The sequence below is a fragment of the Rhizobium sp. AC27/96 genome (assembly GCF_001692325.1).
Taxonomy (GTDB): domain Bacteria; phylum Pseudomonadota; class Alphaproteobacteria; order Rhizobiales; family Rhizobiaceae; genus Rhizobium.
Genome location: NZ_LXKN01000009.1, coordinates 131006 through 147494, shown reverse-complemented (window position 1 = coordinate 147494; position 16489 = coordinate 131006). Strand labels below are relative to the sequence as shown.

Below are 16489 nucleotides of genomic sequence, written 5' to 3'. Positions count from 1 at the left end.
GGGGTGGCCGGGCTCGCCCGACAGCAATCATAGGATCAATGAATACGCCCATGATCGCGACTTGCAAAGCCGCAAACGCCTGCCGGATCCATCAAAAATTGACACCGTTACATAAGAAAACGCGATCCTTGCCCGCTTTCTTGGCCGGGAGCCGAGATCCGCACCACCGCCAGGACGTCAGTCGTCGGAATAACGCTGCTCGCGCCAGGGATCGCCATACATGTGGTAACCGTTCTTTTCCCAGAAACCGGCCCTGTCGGCACCGATCAGCTCGATACGGCTCAGCCACTTGGCGCTCTTCCAGAAATAGAGATGCGGCACGATGAGACGCATCGGCCCGCCATGCTCGCGCGTCAGCGGCTGGCCTTCCCAGGCGGTGGCAAGGATGGCGTCCTCGGCGGCAAAATCCGAAAGCGGCAGATTGGTGGTGTACCCGTCATAGCTGGTCAGCAGCACATGCTGCGCCTCGACGGTCGGCATGACGAGATCAAGCAGATCACGCGTCGAAACCCCTTCCCAGCGATTGTCGTAGCGCGACCATGTCGTCACGCAATGAATGTCGCTGACACGGCTGCTTTGCTCCATCGCCTGGAAAGCGGCCCAATCGAGGCTGAGCCGCTTTTCCACGAAGCCAAATACATCGAGCCGCCAGCTCGACAGGGAGACATGCGGCTGCTCGCCAAGATCGAGCACCGGCCAGTTCTTGACGAGATGTTGCCCCGGCGGCAGCCGCTCGGTCTCGGGCCGGCTGATGCGCCCGGTCAGAAACTTGCCCTCCGCTACCCAGCGGCGTTTGGACGTGGTGAGCTTGCTATCGGCGGGGATCTGATCGTCGCTCATGGGAACTCCCTAGGAAACAGCTTGTATTGGAGCCGCGCGGCGGCTCGGGTGTCAAGTCAGGGATGCGCCAATCAATCGGCTGGTGACATCTCGGCGAGCGCGGTGCTATGCCTCGACAAGCAAGATGAAGGGGGCAAGCTTGAACACCGACATCACATCCGTTCGCGAAATCAGGTACTCAAGATCCAGCTTCAGAATCATATTGGTAATCTATTGCTTCCTTGCAGCAGGGCTCGCAGCCATGCTGATAAAGGAAGGCCCAGTGCGTTTCCTCGCAATGATCCTGTTGCCGATGCTGATTTTCTTTATTGCTTTTGCGGTATACGAATATTTTCGCCGCGACTTTGTGACGCCGGTGATAACGATCGGTCCCCAGGGCATTCAGGACATCCGGATTGCCCCCGGCTTCATTCCTTGGCAGCATATGGATGGCGTGATCTTCGCCACCATGGACCCAAGAACGGCGAAGGCCGCGACCATATTCGTCAATGTGGAAGGCAAGAACAGCCTGAGCGAAGGCCTGGTCGCAAAAATCTGGAAGAGATCGAAACGCCCGCGGCCGGTTTTGATCAGGCGCGGCCAGTTCGATACGCAGTTCAGGGAAATTGCAGCTGCGGTCGATCTCTACTACCGCGCCTACAAGGTACCGGCGAGGACTCCCGAGAACGGCTCCCCGCAACGCGTACCGGCCTAGATTGCCGCGATCTCGAAAGGAAAAATAGAGCCCATCACTTCGGCTGGCTGTCTTCGCCTAGCGACGGCGATTGGCCTGAATATCAATCTGAAATAGCTCCGCTTTTCCGGAAACGTCTACTTCCGGCTCACCCGCTTCCAGAAGCAGGCAATCCAATGCCGAAAGCGAAAGCCTGGCGACTTCGGCTTGGCCGCGATGACAAAGGATAAGGCTGACCCCGCCACGAGGGGCGAGCTTGATGGTCCCGTCAACCGAAACACGCCGCACCGAATGCGTAAAGCGTCCACGCCGCGTCATGACGTTGAGATCGATGATGGTGCCATCGATCAAGGTCGCCGAGGTTGGCGCATCGGCTGCGAAGGGCAGCGGGTCGCTCGCCTGCGTCAGACGCTCCGGCTCGCGACCTTCGATGAAGAGGGTCATTCCCTCTCCCTCGATAATGGATAGCGTACGATCGATGCCCGGAAAGACCGAGAACGGTCCGTCCGAGGCAACCGTCGCCATGCTGACGCGCCAATCGAAGTCGGCAAGCCCCACGCCGTCGGGTGAAACGGCGATCTCGACCGTTTCTCCGCCGCCGTTTTTCCAGGGCATGCGCTTGTGGTCACTGGCGCGCAGCAGCTTCATCTTCAGTTCCCCAGGATGGCCGGCAGGCGCAGGCCCTGCTCCTTGGCGCAATCGATGGCGATGTCGTAGCCGGCATCGGCATGGCGCATGACGCCGGTCGCCGGGTCGTTCCAGAGAACGTTTCCAAGGCGGCGGGCCGCATCATCCGTGCCGTCGGCGCAGATGACCATGCCCGAATGCTGGCTGAAGCCCATGCCGACGCCGCCGCCGTGATGCAGCGATACCCAGGTAGCGCCGGAGGCGGTGTTGAGCAGAGCGTTCAAGAGCGGCCAGTCGGAAACGGCATCCGAGCCGTCCTTCATCGCTTCCGTCTCGCGGTTCGGGGAGGCGACCGAGCCGGAGTCGAGATGGTCGCGGCCGATGACGACAGGCGCCTTCAGCTCGCCGTTCCTAACCATTTCGTTGAAGGCGAGGCCGAGGCGGTGGCGATCGCCGAGACCGACCCAGCAAATGCGCGCCGGCAGGCCCTGGAAGGCGATGCGCTCGCGCGCCATATCAAGCCAGTTGTGCAGATGGGTGTTGCCGGGGGTGAGTTCCTTCACCTTGGCGTCGGTCTTGTAAATATCTTCCGGATCGCCCGAAAGAGCAGCCCAACGGAACGGACCGATACCGCGGCAGAACAGCGGGCGGATATAGGCCGGCACGAAGCCCGGGAAGGCGAAGGCATTTTCGAAACCTTCATCCTTGGCGACCTGACGGATATTGTTGCCGTAGTCGAGCGTCGGTACGCCGGCGTTCCAGAAATCGACCATGGCTTCGACATGAACCCGCATCGAAGCGCGGGCGGCAGCTTCGACGGCCTTCGGGTCGCTCTCGCGCTTTGCCTTGTGTTCGGCGACGGTCCAGCCGGCCGGCAGGTAGCCGTTCAGCGGGTCGTGCGCGGAGGTCTGGTCGGTGACGATATCCGGACGCGGACCGCCGGCCTTCATGCGCTTCACCAGTTCGGGGAAGATTTCAGCGGCATTGCCGAGCAGGCCGACAGACTTGGCTTCGCCGGCCTTCGTCCACTTGTCGATCAGAGCCAGCGCTTCATCAAGCGTCTTTGCCTTCTCGTCGACGTAACGGGTACGCAGGCGGAAATCGATGCGGGTCTCATCGCTTTCAACGGCGATGCAGCAGGCGCCGGCCATGACGGCCGCCAGCGGCTGTGCGCCGCCCATGCCGCCGAGACCGCCGGTCAGAATCCACTTGCCCTTGAGGTTGCCATTATAATGCTGGCGGCCGGCTTCCACGAAGGTCTCGTAGGTGCCCTGCACGATGCCCTGCGTGCCGATGTAGATCCACGAGCCGGCCGTCATCTGGCCGTACATCGCAAGGCCCTTCTTATCCAGCTCGTTGAAGTGATCCCAGGTCGCCCAATGCGGCACGAGGTTGGAGTTGGCGATCAGCACGCGCGGCGCATCCTTATGCGTGCGGAACACGCCGACCGGCTTGCCGGATTGCACGAGCAGCGTCTCGTCTTCGTTCAGCGTCTTCAGCGTCGCGGCGATACGGTCGAAGTCGTCCCATGTGCGGGCGGCGCGGCCGATGCCGCCATAGACGACCAGTTCGTTCGGGTTTTCCGCAACGTCGGGATCGAGGTTGTTCATCAGCATGCGCAGCGGCGCTTCCGTCAACCAGCTCTTGGCGTTGAGCTCCGTGCCGCGTGGTGCGCGAATTTCGCGGATATTATGGCGTGGGTTGGTCATGTCACATCTCCAAGGAGGGCAGGATGTCGGTTGAAATCGAGGCATTGAGCGCGCCGGAAGCGACGAGGTCGCTGGCGGCCTTGAGGTCATTTGCCATATAGCGGTCTTCTTCGAGCGACGGCACGACGCTGCGGATCACCGAGATGGCAAGGGTCAGCTCCGGGCTGGTCGTCAGTGGCGCACGCAGCTCGACGCCCTGGGCGGCGGTCAGCGCTTCTATGCCGATGATGGCGAAGAGATTGTCGGTCATTTGCAGCAGGCGGCGCGCGCCGTGGCAGGCCATGGACACATGGTCTTCCTGGTTGGCGGAAGTCGGCGTCGAGTCGACCGAAGCCGGGTGCGACATCTGCTTGTTTTCCGACATCAGCGCGGCGGACGTCACTTCAGCAATCATTAGGCCGGAATTCAGGCCTGGCTTCTTGGCGAGGAAGGCCGGCAGGCCGTAGCTCAGCGCGGGATCGACGAGCAGCGCGATGCGGCGCTGTGCGATTGCGCCGATTTCGCAGACGGCAAGGGCGATCTGGTCGGCGGCGAAGGCAACCGGCTCGGCATGGAAGTTGCCGCCGGAGACGACCGAATTGTCGGACAGCACGAGCGGATTGTCGGTGACGGCATTGGCTTCGATTTCCAGCGTGCGGCCGACAGAACGCAGAAGATCGAGGCAAGCGCCATCCACCTGCGGCTGGCAGCGGATGCAATAGGGATCCTGCACGCGCTCGTCGCCCTCGATATGGCTCTCGCGGATCACGGAACCGGCAAGCAGGCCGCGAAGGGCGGCGGCGGTATCGATCTGGCCCTTGTGGCCACGCAGCGTATGAATGTCGGGATGGAATGGCGCCGAGGAACCCATGGCCGCATCCGTGGACATGGCGCCGGTGATGAGAGCTGCCTGAGCGGCGCGATGGGCGCGGAAAAGACCGGCAAGCGCAAGCGCCGTCGATACCTGCGTGCCGTTGATGAGTGCCAGCCCTTCCTTGGCAGCCAGCACGACCGGCTTCAGGCCGGCCTTTTCAAGCGCTGCTGCGCCGGAGAGCTGCTCGCCGGCATAGAAGGCCTCGCCATGGCCCATCATGACCGCAGTCATGTGTGCCAGCGGAGCAAGGTCGCCCGATGCGCCGACAGAACCCTTTTCCGGAATGACCGGAACGACGCCCTTGTCGAGCATGCCTTCGATCAGCCGCACCAGCTCCAGTCGCACGCCGGAGGCGCCACGGCCGAGCGAAACCAGCTTCAGCGACATGATCAGGCGAACGACGTTCTCGGGCAGCGGCTGGCCGACGCCGCAGCAATGCGACAGGATGAGATTGCGCTGTAGCGTGGCGACATCGGCGCTGTCGATCTTGATCGATGCCAGTTTGCCAAAGCCGGTATTGATCCCGTAAACCGGCGCATTACCGGCGGCAATCTCGGCGATACGAGCGGCGGCTTTGGCGATGCCAGCATCGAAGGAGGCATCAAGCTTAGCCGGCTCACCGCTCCAATAGATCGTCGCCAGCTGTTGCAGCGAGACGGAGCCCGGATGGAGAACGACAGTCATCGGTTGAACCTCTTTCCCTTGAAAACATGTGCATGGAGCGGATTGAAGCCGATGCGGTAGACAAGCTCCGCCAGGCTTTCGACATCCCAGATGGCAAAATCGGCCGACTTTCCGGCTTCGAGCGTACCGGTTTCGCCAAGAAGACCAAGGGCGCGCGCGCCTTCCCGGGTGGCGCCGGCAATGCATTCCTCGACCGTGAGACGGAAAAGGGTAGCAGCCATGTTCATGGTCAAAAGCAGTGAAGTCAGCGGCGACGTGCCGGGATTGGAGTCCGTGGCGATGGCAATCGAGACGCCCGCATCCCGCAGGGCCTGAACCGGCGGCTTATGCTTTTCGTTGATGGCATAGAAGGCGCCGGGCAGGAGCACGGCAACGGTGCCGGCCTCAGCCATGGCCTTGACGCCATCTTCATCGAGATATTCGACGTGATCGGCCGAAAGCGCGCCGTAGGAAGCGGCAAGCTTGGCGCCGCCGAGATTGGAAAGCTGTTCGGCATGCAGCTTCACCGGAATGCCGAGTGACCGGGCGAGATCGAAGACACGAGCGATTTCCGCCGTTGAGAAGGCGATGCCTTCGCAGAAGCCATCGACGGCATCGACAAGACCTTCGGCATGAGCCTGCTTCAATCCGGGCAACACGACATCGTCAATATAGTCGCCGTTGCGGCCTTTATACTCGGCTGGCGTCGCATGCGCGCCGAGATAGGAGGTGACGACACGAACCGGACGGACTGTCTCCAGCTTGCGCGCGGCCCGCAGCATCTTCAATTCGGATTCAATATTCAGGCCGTATCCCGACTTCACCTCGATGGTGGTGACGCCTTCGGACAGCAGCGTGTCGAGGCGCGGCAAGGCAGCAGCAACAAGCTCGTCGACCGACAGCGCCCGCGTCGCCTTGACGGATGAGACGATGCCGCCGCCAGCACGAGCAATCTCTTCGTAGCTCGCGCCCTCCAGCCGCATCTCGAATTCGCGGGCGCGATTGCCGCCATAGACGATATGGGTGTGGCAATCGACGAGGCCGGGGGTCACCCAACGTCCTTCGAGATCGATGATTTCAGCACCGGAAGTATCGGGCAGATCGGCTTCGCCGCCGGCAAAAATGATCCGGCCGCCCTTGGTCAGGATCGCGCCATTCTCGATCGTGCCGAGCCGGGCCTCACCCTCTTTCAGGGTCGCCAGACGAGCATTGCGCCAGACGCGGGTTGCGCCGTCGCTTGCCTTACCATCTTCGGAAAAATTGTTCCCACCCATCAGCTTTACGCCTTTCCTCACTGGCCTATAATGTATATACATATTAAAAAGGCTGACAAGAGGGATTTTGGACTCCAAGTTCAAAAGGAAAGGGTGACACCATGACGACACTTCATGCACGCTCGGCACTGCTCGGCGACGGATGGCACGAGAATGTACGGCTGACCCTCGAAGACGGCCGGATTGCCGGCATTGCCGTCGATGTCGCGCCCGAAGCTGGCGACGACAGGCAGGATATTCTGGTGCCGGCGGTGCCGAACCTGCACAGCCACGCCTTCCAGCGCGCCATGGCCGGCCTTGCCGAAGTTCGCGGCCCGGCCAACGACAGCTTCTGGAGCTGGCGCACCGTCATGTACAAGTTCGCGCTGTCGATGACCCCCGAGCATGTCGAGGCTGTGGCAGCACAGCTCTATATGGAAATGCTGGAGGCAGGCTTCTCCCGTGTCGGCGAATTCCATTACCTGCACCACGACAGGGATGGCAGCCCCTACGCCAATATCGCCGAACTGGCAGAGCGCATCGGCGCCGCCAGCGCCGAAACCGGTATCGCGCTGACGCTGCTCCCGGTCTTCTACGCCCATTCCGGCTTCGGCGGCACAGCCCCCATCGAAGGCCAGCGCCGCTTCATCAATTCCACCGAAAGCTTCGAAGCGCTGATGGCAGGCTGCCGCACGGTGACGAGCCGCCTGCCCGGCGCCGAACTCGGCATCGCACCGCACAGCCTGCGCGCCGTCACACCCGAAGAACTGGCAAAACTGGTGCCGATCGCCGGCGACGGGCCAATCCATATCCATGTCGCCGAGCAGGTGAAGGAAGTCGAGGATTGCATCGCATGGTCGGGTGCACGCCCGGTGCAATGGCTGCTCGACAACGCGCCTGTCGATGAGCACTGGTGCCTGATCCATGCCACGCACATGACCGAGGATGAAACCCGGCGGATGGCAAGGAGCGGCGCGATCGCCGGCCTCTGCCCCATTACCGAAGCCAATCTCGGCGACGGCGCCTTTGCCGCTCCCCTCTTCCTGGAGGAAGGTGGGCGCTACGGCATAGGCTCGGATTCCAATGTCCTGATCTCCGTTCCGGAAGAATTGCGGCAGCTGGAATATTCGCAGCGCCTCGCATTGCGCGCCCGCAACGTCATCGCCTCGTCGGGCGGCTCGACAGCGCGGAAACTGTTCGATGGCGCACTGGCAGGCGGTGGCACGGCATTGAAAGCCCCGGCCGGACTTGCCGTCGGCAACCATGCCGACATCGTTTCCCTGGATGTCAGCGCAGTACCCTATCTCTCCGGCGACCAGATCCTCGATCATTGGACATTCGCCGGCGGCGTCACCGTCGACGGCGTCTGGGCCCTGGGCAAGAAGCAGGTCGCGGCAGGTCGCCACATCAAGAGAGAGACAATCTCTGCGCGATTCCGGCAGGTGATGGCTGAACTCATCGGTTAAGAAACCGCTTTTCCTTCCATCGATTGATCCTTAAACAGTGTGCGCAAGTTCGATGTCTCACACGGAAATGATAGGCGGCATGGCCACGACTAAAGAGGCGACCCTGCATCAGCGTATCCTGAGCGATATCGAGAGCCAGATCGTCTCCGGCGCGTGGCCGCCGGGGCATCGCATTCCCTTTGAACTCGCCTTGGCGGAGCAGTATGACTGCTCGCGCATGACGGTGAACAAGGCACTGACACAGCTTGCCCGCGCCGGTCTCATCGAGCGTCGAAAGCGCTCGGGCAGTTTCGTTACCCATCCGCAGGCGCAATCGGCGGTGCTGGAAATCCACGACATCAAATCGGAAGTGCAGTCGCTCAATCTGCCTTATTCGCACAAGCTTGTGAAAATCTCCGAGCGACGGGGTCGCGCTGAAGACGCGCGCCGGCTGCAGTTTGCCGGCTCGGTCCCGGTAATCGAGATCAACTGCATCCACTATGCCGGCCCGCGACCCTTCTGTCTGGAAAATCGCGTGATCAACCTCGATGCCGTGCCGGACGCGGCCAAGGCCGATTTCGCGGCCTTGCCGCCAGGCCCCTGGCTGCTCAATCAAGTGCCCTGGAGCACCGCCGAGCACCAGATCCGCGCCATCTCCGTCGAGGGCGACGAGGCCGCGAGCCTTGGTGTCGCCAAGGGCACGGCCTGCCTTGTGGTCGAACGGCGCACATGGAGTTCAAGCGGCCCTATAACCCATGTTCGGCTCACCTATCCGGGTGATCGTCATAGTCTGGTGGCACGCTTTACGCCCTCGAGCTGATCCGCACGCTTGTCACGGCCGCTGCTGCGCGGGTTCCGTATGCATGGGTATGAGGCTGTCGGATTGACGCAGCGGCTGGGAGGGATCAACCAGCAGAATACTGAGCGCAATCAACACCAGTGCCAGAATCAGAATGATGCCGATCAGAAGTGGACGAATCGCGGCCATATCGGTTCTCCAATCTCCCCAGCCCAGCGCAATGGCGCGATAGGGATTTCGAGACAACGGCGACAATGTAGCGTCAAACCTTAAGCAAAGTTTGATGTTTTTGCATTTATCTCGGTTTTTCTCGATCACGCCTCGGGCACGCTGTCACTCTCATCTCACGCTTGTTTGAATGGCGAACGGCACAGCCGGCGCATAGGATCACCGCGTCGATAGCCAAGCCCCTCTGTCTGCGCAGGAAAATCCCGTTGACCGGCTCGGCATCGCATCCAACACGACCGGCACGCCGCTCGGCCGACACTCAAGGGAGACCCCCGCCCATGCATAGCAAACACCTGATCACGGGTGCGCTGACGCTCACCGTCGCAATGTTCGCCGCGCTGCAAAGCGTTGATGCCGCCGAGCGCGTCAAGGTGCGCGGCACCGTCGAAAGCCTCGATGGCGATACGCTCAAGGTCAAGTCCCGCGACGGCAGCGACGTGACGGTCGCGCTGAAATCCGGCTGGAAGGTCAGTGGCGTCGTCCAGGCGGCGGTTGGCGATATCAAGCCGGGCGATTTCGTCGGCATCGCCTCGCAGCCGACCGATAGCGGCATCAACGGCGCCATAGAAGTCGTCATCTTCCCGGCCGCGATGAAAGGCACCGGAGAGGGCGACCGCCCCTGGGATTCGGCGCCGAACAGCTCCATGACCAACGCGACCGTCGCCGACGCCGTGACATCTGTGAACGGCCCGACGTTGACGCTCACCTACAAGGGCGGACAGCGCAAGATCAGCATTCCCAAGGGCACGCCCGTCGTCACGCTGGCGGCAGCCACGAAGGCCGACGTGAAACCCGGCGCCGGCGTCTTCATCACCGGCGAGCAGACCAACGCAACCACGGTCTCCGCCGACCGCGTCGCCGTCGGCCTCAACGGCACCATGCCGCCGATGTGATCGTTCAGCGCTCCGACGCGCGGAGAGACCGGTTACCTTGAACTCGGCCGCCAAAAGTAATACCTCTGTTTCAGAGATCATTACCGAGGCGGGCCATGAGTACGACCGTTACAGCAAAGGGACAGGTCACGATTCCCAAGGCAGTTCGCGACATGCTGGGAATCGGGCCTGGTAGCCAGGTCGACTTTCGCCGGGCGGCTGACGGCAACATCGTACTTGTACCTGTGGATGCGGGCGATCAGGTGAGCCGGTTTGCCAAGTTTCGCGGGCATGCCGGGAAAGGCATGAGCACGGATGAAATCATGGCTTTGACACGCGGCGAAGGCTGACGTGATCCTCATCGATTCCAATATCCTCCTGGATATCATCACCAATGATCCGGTGTGGTACGATTGGTCGCTGGCGCAACTCGATGCCGCAAGCCTCCTCGGGCCACTCCGCATCAACGACGTCGTCTATGCCGAAATCTCGGTTCGCTACGACCGGATAGAAGATCTCGACACCATGCTCGCCGAAACCGGCATCGATATCATGCCGATCCCCCGGGCAGCACTCTTCCTTGCCGCCAAGGTTTTCACCCAATATCGCAAATCGGGCGGGACACGCGGCGGCGTCCTGCCCGATTTCTTCATTGGCGCTCATGCTGCCGTCAACGGCTTGCCGCTGCTGACCCGCGACACGAAGCGCTTCCAGACCTACTTCAAGTCCGTCACGCTCATCAGTCCACAGCCGGGCTGAGCGCGGAGCAGGATACCCTACTCCGCAGCCTGCGCATGCGGGCGATGATCGATCGCATCGTCCTCGTCATCCTCTACCGGCTTCGGCTGCTTCCAAGCGATGAGACGATAGAACATCGGGATGAAGAAGGTGGCGATGAAGGTCGCTGCCAGCATGCCGCCGATGACGCCGGTGCCGATGGCGTGGCGGCTGGCCGAGCCGGCGCCGGTGCTGATGGCGAGCGGCACGACACCGAGGATGAAGGCGAGCGAGGTCATCACGATCGGGCGGAAGCGCAGCCGCGCCGCCTCGAGCGCCGCTTCGGCCGCACCCATGCCTTCCTTGCGTTTCAGCACCGCGAATTCGACGATCAGAATGGCGTTCTTTGCCGCCAGGCCAATCAGCGTCACCATGCCGATCTGGAAGTAGACGTCGTTGGTGAGCCCGCGCAGATAGGTGGCGAGCAGCGCACCGAACAGCGCGAACGGGATCGCGGTGATGACGGCGAGCGGCAGGCTCCACTTCTCATACTGTGCGGCAAGGATCAGGAACACCATGATGACGCCGAAGATCATTGCCTGAGTGCCGGCGCCGCTGGTCTCCAGCTCCTGATAGGCAGACCCCGTCCAGGCGATCTGGAATCCCTCCGGCAATGTCTCGGCCGCCACCTGCTGCATGGCCTTGATCGCATCGCCTGACGTGTAGCCGGGCGCCGGATTGCCGGTGATCTTGGCGGCATTGAAGGCATTGTAGCGTTCGAGCTGGTCCGGGCCGATGACGCGCTCCACCTTGATGAGCGCATCGAGCGGAATCATCTTGCCGCTGTCGGAGCGCACGAAGACCTGACGCAGATCGTCGGGCGATTCGCGGAAGGGCGCTTCCGACTGCAGGTTGACCTGATAGTTGCGGCCGTAGAGCGTGAAGTCGTTCACGTAGAGGCTGCCGAAGGTCGCCTGCATCGCATCGAAGACCGAGTTGATCGGCACGCCGAGCGCCTTCGCCTTTTCGCGGTCGAGATCGGCGCGGAACTGCGGGACGTTGGCGTCGAGCGTCGTGCGCACGGCCGCCAGCTCCGGCCGCTTGGAGGCCGCCGCGACAAGCTTCTGTGCCTGTTCGGAAAGCCCCGCGACGCCCTTGCCGCTGCGGTCCTGCACATAGACCTCGAAACCGCCCGTGGTCGACAGGCCCTGGATCGGCGGCGGGTTGAAGGCAAGCACCATGGCATCCTTGATGCCCATGTTGGCGCCGATCAACGGGCCTGCGAGATTGCGGGCATCGAGCTCGGGCGTCTTGCGCTCGCTCCAGTCCTTCAGCGTCACGAAGGCGACGCCGGCGCTGCTCTTCAGGCCGCCCGAGAGCAAGTCGAAGCCGGAGACGGCAAAGACGTTCTCGACGCCGGGAAGCTTCTCGGTGTTCACAAGCGCCTCATCCATAACGGCCTGGGTGCGCGTCAGCGACGCCGCCGGCGGCAGGATGGCGATCTGGAACAGCGAACCCTGGTCTTCATCCGGCACCAGCGAGCCCGGCAGCGTATAGAAGAGATAGCCGGTGACGCCGAGCAGGCCGGCAACGAGCACGCAGCCGACGATGACACGCTTCAGGAAGAAGGCGACACCGGCGGCGTAGCCCGCGGTCAAGCGCTCGAAAGCGCGGTTGAAGATACGGAAGGGCAGGATCGGCTCGTGATGGCCGGGTTTCAGGATCAGCGCGCAGAGCGCCGGCGTCAGCGTCAGCGCCACGATGCCCGATAGCGTGACCGAGATCGCGATGGTGACGGCGAACTGCTTGTACATCTGGCCCGCCAGCCCGCCCATGAAGGAGACCGGAATGAACACGGCGCAGAGCACCAGCACGATGGCGATAACCGGCCCCGTGACTTCGCCCATCGCCTTGATGGCTGCCTTTCTCGGCGACAGTTTCTCCGTCGACATCAGTCGTTCGACGTTTTCGAGCACGACGATGGCGTCGTCGACCACGATACCGATGGCCAGCACCAACCCGAACAGGGTCAAGAGATTGATCGAGAACCCGAGCAGATACATGCCGGCGAATGTGCCGATGATCGAGATCGGCACGGCGATGACCGGGATCAGGGTTGCCCGCCAGTTCTGCAGGAACACGAAGACCACGATGATGACGAGGAGGATCGCCTCGATGAAGGTTTTGACCACCTCCTCGATCGACACCTGAATGAACTTCGTCGTGTCATAGGGGATCTGATAGGCGACCCCTTGCGGGAAGGACTTTTGCAGCTCGTCGAGGCGCGACTTCAGCGCCGCCATCGTATTCAAGGCATTGGCGCCCGGCTGCAGATAGACGGCGATCGGCACGGCCGGCGTGCCGTTGAGGCTGCTCTGGGTCGAATAGCTCTTGGTGCCGAGCTCGATGCGCGCGACATCCTTCAATCGTAGCGTCGCAGCATTGCTGGTCGAGCGCAGGATGATCTCGCCGAAGCCTTCGACATCGGGCAGGCGGCCCTGTGTCGTCACCGTCTAGGTGAAGGCCTGCGGATTGTTGCTGGGCTGATCGCCGAAGCGGCCGGCGGCAAACTGCGAATTCTGCTCCTGGATGGCGGTCGCGACATCGCTCGGCGTCAGATTATATTGCGCGAGCTTGTCCGGCCGCAGCCAGATGCGCATCGAATAATCGACATCGCCGAGCAGGTTGACATCGCCGATGCCGGGAATGCGCTTGAGATCGTCGATGACGTTCAAAAGCGCATAATTGCCGACATAGGTGCGGTCATAGCGGCTGTCGGTCGAGTACATCGCCACGAAGCCGAGGATCGAGGTCGAGCGCTTGGTGACGACGACGCCAAGGCGCGTCACGTCCTGCGGCAGGGTCGAGACCGCCCGCTGCACGCGGTTGTTGACGTTGATCGCAGCCTGGTCTGGATCCGTGCCGAGCGCAAAGGTCACGGTGATCTGCATCGCGCCGCTGTTGGAGTTCGTCGACTGCATGTAGAGCATGTTTTCGACGCCGTTGATCTGCTGCTCCAGCGGAGCAGCAACGGTCTGCGCTACAGTTTCGGCGCTGGCGCCGGGATAGGTCGCGGTGACCACGACCTGCGGCGGCGTCAGCTCGGGATATTGCGCGATCGGCAGGATGCGGATGCAGACGGCGCCCGCAAGCAGGATGACGATCGAGATAACCGCCGCGAAAACGGGGCGGTCGATGAAGAATCTGTTGCCCAACATCAGTTTTGCACCACCTTTTTCGTGTCTTTAGGCGCTGCATCCGCCGTCGCCTGTACCGGTGCGCCCGGACGTACTTTGATGATGCCTTCGGTGATCAGCCTGTCGCCGGCCTTCAGGCCAGAGAGCACCAGCCAGCTATTGCCGAGCTTCTGGCCGAGCGTCACCGGATTGACATGCGCCTTTCCATCCTGGTCGATCGTGTAGACGAACTGGCCCTGCGGGCTCTGCATCAAGGCGACTTCGGGGATGGTGATGGCATTGTCGAGCGAAACGCCCGTCACCCTGGCGCGCACGAACTGGCCCGGCAGCAGCCGGCGATCGGGATTGTCGACCACGGCGCGCGCCTGCAGCGTACCCGTCGACACATCGATCGTGGAAGAGGTGAAGTCGACGGCGCCGTCATGATCGTAGCTCGTGCCGTCACCGAAGGAGATCTTGACGCCGAGATTGGGCGCCTCGCCCTTGGCCTTCTTCATGTCGATGAGCTTGCGCACTTCGGCAGCTTCCGAATCCGAGAAGGAGAAATTGACGTAGACCGGATCGAGCTGAGTGATGCTGGTGAGCAGGCCCGTATCGCCCGTGGTGCCGATGAGGCTGCCTTCGGAGACCTGCTCCAGGCTGGTGATACCGCCGATGGGCGCCGTCACCTGGGTATAATCGAGATTGAGCTGCGCCGTCTGAAGCTGCGCCTGCGCGGCGGCAACGGCTGCTTCTGCCAGCTCTCGGGTTGAAATGGCATCGTCGCGGGCCTTCTGTGTCGCGGCATTCTGCTGGAAGAGCGTAACGTTGCGCTTCTCCTCGCGCTGTCCCTGGGCCAATTGCGCCTGGCTTTGCTGCAATTGCGCCTGTGCCTGTGCCAGCGCCGCCTGGTAGGTTGCCGGATCGATCCGGAACAACACATCGCCAGCCTTGACCTCGGCACCCTCGACAAAGTTCCTTTTCAACAGGATACCGCCGACCCGGGCCCGCACATCGACTTGCCTAAAGGCGGAGATGCGCGCAGCATATTCATAGGTGAGCGATACGGTCTGGGGCTTGACATCGATCGCCGTCACCTGCGGCGGCGGCATCTGGCCGGCCTGCTGCGCGAGGGAGGGAAATGCGCTGAAAATAAGCAGCCCTGCTGCCATAAGGCTGTTGCGCAGGAGGAAAGAATGTTGCGTCGTCATGGGAAAATCACCGCGATCTCAGACATTTTTGTTGCGGCGCAATATACAAACATACATGAATGATTGTAAATATCAAATCGATGCGATTTTTTGCGTGATATCCGGAACTGCACGTGCGGTCTGGGTATTATCTCTTTAAATCAAATAGATAGAGTGCGGCGGAAAGACCCCCTTTCGTCTCAGGAAAGCTTCTAGGAGGAGCATGCGCAGAACCAAGGAAGATGCAGCCAAGACAAGGGAAGAAGTCCTGACTGCCGCCGCCGAGATTTTCTACGAGAATGGCGTCAGCGGCTCGAGCCTCGAGAAGATCGCTCAGCGCGCCGGCGTGACGCGCGGCGCGATCTACTGGCATTTCAAGGACAAGGCCGAGGTCCTGACGGCGCTGCACCGCGAGATCCGCCTGCCGCAGGAAGCGATCGTCGACTATGCCATCGAACATGGCCATGACGATCCGCTCGGCCTCATCGAGCAAGGCGCGATCGAGGTTCTGCATATTCTGGCAAATGACGAGCATCAGCAGCGGGTCTTCGCCATCATGATTCTCGGCTGCGAATTCACCGAGCATCTTTCCGACGCCGCCCAGCGCATCATCACCGCCAACGAGGAAATGTTCGGCAAGCTGCAGAAGCTGATCGAGATGGCTGATCAACAGGGCACGCTTGCATCGCGATGGACGATCAATGCCGCGGCCCGCGCCCTTCAATGCTCGATGAACGGCCTCTTCGCCGAATGGCTCCGATCGGGGAAATCATTCCCGCTGGTCGATGTCGGCGACAGGCTGGTCCGCAGCCTCGTCGGATCGATGCGGCATGGCGGTGCCGGCAACTAGCTATCCGCGTGCCGCGCCGCCTCGGCCAATGAAATGTCCGACTTGATCTCCCGCGTCGACATCGACGTCACGGTATGGCGCACGCCGGGCAGCCTGTTGAGTTCCTGCCGCAACAGCCGGTCGAGCGCCGCCATGTCTGTGGCCAAGATATGCAGGAGATAGTCGGCCTCGCCCGTGGTCGCATGACAGCGCCAGATCAGCGGATGACGGCGCACGGCGGCTTCGAAGGCATCGAAACGCTCGACATCAATCGATACCTGCACGAAAGCCTCCAGCCCGAAGCCGAGCCGGGCCGGATCCAGCGCCGTCCTGTAGCCCCGGATTACTCCAGCCTCCTCCAAAGCCTTCACCCGCTTCCAGCATGGCGTCTTGCTGAGACCGACGAGATCGGCAAGCGCCGCGAACGAGATGCGGGCATCGACCTCCAATGCGGCGATGATCTTGCGGTCGAGCGCGTCCAGCTCCATCGTTCTCTCCTAGTCTCTATAAGCGATCGATCGTACTCTCATTTTGCCATTTTGAATGACAAATAGGAACAATGTTCGACCCGAAACTTCGTACTCTTCATGAAGAGCAAACATGCTTGGCGGCCGC

The 16489-nt window shown here is 61.8% G+C and carries 15 protein-coding genes and 1 pseudogene; 7 read left to right on the top strand and 9 right to left on the bottom strand.

The window, feature by feature from the left end; genetic code table 11:
* Positions 1-177: 177 nt before the first annotated feature.
* Positions 178-840 carry a sulfite oxidase-like oxidoreductase gene (locus tag A6U86_RS10270; protein WP_068390053.1) on the bottom strand — a complete coding sequence of 221 codons (663 nt, stop codon included), beginning with the start codon at positions 838-840 and terminating at the stop codon, positions 178-180.
* 277 nt (positions 841-1117) lie between these two features.
* Here A6U86_RS10270 and A6U86_RS10265 point away from each other — a divergent pair, with 277 nt between their 5' ends.
* Positions 1118-1534, top strand: a complete 417-nt coding sequence (locus A6U86_RS10265; protein ID WP_158008743.1) for a hypothetical protein — start codon at positions 1118-1120, stop codon at positions 1532-1534.
* Between the two features lie 57 nt (positions 1535-1591).
* On the opposite strand, the gene A6U86_RS10260 is transcribed toward A6U86_RS10265, so the two are convergent.
* From A6U86_RS10260 to hutI, 4 genes are read right to left on the bottom strand one after another with little or no spacing between them, the layout of a single operon-like run.
* Positions 1592-2161 carry a HutD family protein gene (locus tag A6U86_RS10260; protein WP_068390047.1) on the bottom strand — a complete coding sequence of 190 codons (570 nt, stop codon included), beginning with the start codon at positions 2159-2161 and terminating at the stop codon, positions 1592-1594.
* Between the two features lie 2 nt (positions 2162-2163).
* Complete coding sequence (hutU, locus tag A6U86_RS10255) at positions 2164-3849, bottom strand: urocanate hydratase (RefSeq protein ID WP_068390044.1); 1686 nt, start codon at positions 3847-3849, stop codon at positions 2164-2166.
* 1 nt (position 3850) lies between these two features.
* Positions 3851-5386 (bottom strand): histidine ammonia-lyase, encoded by a 1536-nt coding sequence (hutH, locus tag A6U86_RS10250; protein WP_068390041.1) that lies wholly within the window; start codon positions 5384-5386, stop codon positions 3851-3853.
* Complete coding sequence (hutI, locus tag A6U86_RS10245; protein WP_068390038.1) at positions 5383-6639, bottom strand: imidazolonepropionase; 1257 nt, start codon at positions 6637-6639, stop codon at positions 5383-5385. Before hutI ends, hutH begins: the two co-directional genes overlap by 4 nt.
* A gap of 101 nt (positions 6640-6740) precedes the next feature.
* On the opposite strand from hutI, the gene A6U86_RS10240 reads away from it, so the two are divergent.
* Together A6U86_RS10240 and hutC are read left to right on the top strand one after the other, a co-directional pair.
* Positions 6741-8084: a formimidoylglutamate deiminase gene (locus A6U86_RS10240; RefSeq protein WP_068390035.1), complete on the top strand. Its 1344-nt coding sequence runs from the start codon at positions 6741-6743 to the stop codon at positions 8082-8084.
* Between the two features lie 79 nt (positions 8085-8163).
* Complete coding sequence (gene hutC, locus A6U86_RS10235) at positions 8164-8883, top strand: histidine utilization repressor (RefSeq protein WP_068390170.1); 720 nt, start codon at positions 8164-8166, stop codon at positions 8881-8883.
* 12 nt (positions 8884-8895) lie between these two features.
* Here the strand turns inward: hutC and A6U86_RS35595 are convergent, their stop codons facing one another.
* Positions 8896-9051: a hypothetical protein gene (locus A6U86_RS35595; protein ID WP_198929041.1), complete on the bottom strand. Its 156-nt coding sequence runs from the start codon at positions 9049-9051 to the stop codon at positions 8896-8898.
* Positions 9052-9368: 317 nt separating this feature from the next.
* Between A6U86_RS35595 and A6U86_RS10230 the strand changes: the two genes are divergently transcribed.
* The 3 genes from A6U86_RS10230 (at position 9369) to A6U86_RS10220 (ending at position 10721) form a co-directional block, all read left to right on the top strand.
* Positions 9369-9983, top strand: a complete 615-nt coding sequence (locus A6U86_RS10230) for a hypothetical protein (RefSeq protein ID WP_068390033.1) — start codon at positions 9369-9371, stop codon at positions 9981-9983.
* 95 nt (positions 9984-10078) lie between these two features.
* On the top strand, positions 10079-10312 hold the full coding sequence (locus A6U86_RS10225) for an AbrB/MazE/SpoVT family DNA-binding domain-containing protein (protein WP_068390030.1): 234 nt from the start codon (positions 10079-10081) through the stop codon (positions 10310-10312).
* A 1-nt stretch (position 10313) separates the two neighbouring features.
* Positions 10314-10721 carry a type II toxin-antitoxin system VapC family toxin gene (locus A6U86_RS10220; protein WP_068390027.1) on the top strand — a complete coding sequence of 136 codons (408 nt, stop codon included), beginning with the start codon at positions 10314-10316 and terminating at the stop codon, positions 10719-10721.
* 17 nt (positions 10722-10738) lie between these two features.
* On the opposite strand, the pseudogene A6U86_RS10215 reads toward A6U86_RS10220, so the two are convergent.
* Positions 10739-13897 (bottom strand): annotated as a pseudogene (locus A6U86_RS10215) (efflux RND transporter permease subunit).
* The gene (locus A6U86_RS10210; RefSeq protein WP_068390026.1) at positions 13897-15066 is read right to left on the bottom strand and encodes an efflux RND transporter periplasmic adaptor subunit; all 1170 of its coding nucleotides are present in this window, start codon (positions 15064-15066) and stop codon (positions 13897-13899) included. Before A6U86_RS10210 ends, A6U86_RS10215 begins: the two are co-directional and overlap by 1 nt.
* A 202-nt stretch (positions 15067-15268) precedes the next feature.
* On the opposite strand from A6U86_RS10210, the gene A6U86_RS10205 reads away from it, so the two are divergent.
* Positions 15269-15895, top strand: a complete 627-nt coding sequence (locus A6U86_RS10205; protein ID WP_068390023.1) for a TetR family transcriptional regulator — start codon at positions 15269-15271, stop codon at positions 15893-15895.
* On the opposite strand, the gene A6U86_RS10200 is transcribed toward A6U86_RS10205, so the two are convergent.
* Positions 15892-16362, bottom strand: coding sequence for an Lrp/AsnC family transcriptional regulator (locus A6U86_RS10200; RefSeq protein WP_068390020.1), 471 nt, complete (start codon positions 16360-16362; stop codon positions 15892-15894). The two genes, A6U86_RS10205 and A6U86_RS10200, sit on opposite strands and share 4 nt — an antisense overlap.
* Positions 16363-16489: the final 127 nt, after the last annotated feature.

Coding starts and splice junctions, on each gene's coding strand:
- A6U86_RS10270 (WP_068390053.1), bottom strand. CDS start 840: ATGAGCGACGATCAGATCCCCGCCGATAGCAAGCTCACCACGTCCAAA.
- A6U86_RS10265 (WP_158008743.1), top strand. CDS start 1,118: ATGATCCTGTTGCCGATGCTGATTTTCTTTATTGCTTTTGCGGTATAC.
- A6U86_RS10260 (WP_068390047.1), bottom strand. CDS start 2,161: ATGAAGCTGCTGCGCGCCAGTGACCACAAGCGCATGCCCTGGAAAAAC.
- hutU (WP_068390044.1), bottom strand. CDS start 3,849: ATGACCAACCCACGCCATAATATCCGCGAAATTCGCGCACCACGCGGC.
- hutH (WP_068390041.1), bottom strand. CDS start 5,386: ATGACTGTCGTTCTCCATCCGGGCTCCGTCTCGCTGCAACAGCTGGCG.
- hutI (WP_068390038.1), bottom strand. CDS start 6,639: ATGGGTGGGAACAATTTTTCCGAAGATGGTAAGGCAAGCGACGGCGCA.
- A6U86_RS10240 (WP_068390035.1), top strand. CDS start 6,741: ATGACGACACTTCATGCACGCTCGGCACTGCTCGGCGACGGATGGCAC.
- hutC (WP_068390170.1), top strand. CDS start 8,164: ATGGCCACGACTAAAGAGGCGACCCTGCATCAGCGTATCCTGAGCGAT.
- A6U86_RS35595 (WP_198929041.1), bottom strand. CDS start 9,051: ATGGCCGCGATTCGTCCACTTCTGATCGGCATCATTCTGATTCTGGCA.
- A6U86_RS10230 (WP_068390033.1), top strand. CDS start 9,369: ATGCATAGCAAACACCTGATCACGGGTGCGCTGACGCTCACCGTCGCA.
- A6U86_RS10225 (WP_068390030.1), top strand. CDS start 10,079: ATGAGTACGACCGTTACAGCAAAGGGACAGGTCACGATTCCCAAGGCA.
- A6U86_RS10210 (WP_068390026.1), bottom strand. CDS start 15,066: ATGACGACGCAACATTCTTTCCTCCTGCGCAACAGCCTTATGGCAGCA.
- A6U86_RS10205 (WP_068390023.1), top strand. CDS start 15,269: ATGCGCAGAACCAAGGAAGATGCAGCCAAGACAAGGGAAGAAGTCCTG.
- A6U86_RS10200 (WP_068390020.1), bottom strand. CDS start 16,362: ATGGAGCTGGACGCGCTCGACCGCAAGATCATCGCCGCATTGGAGGTC.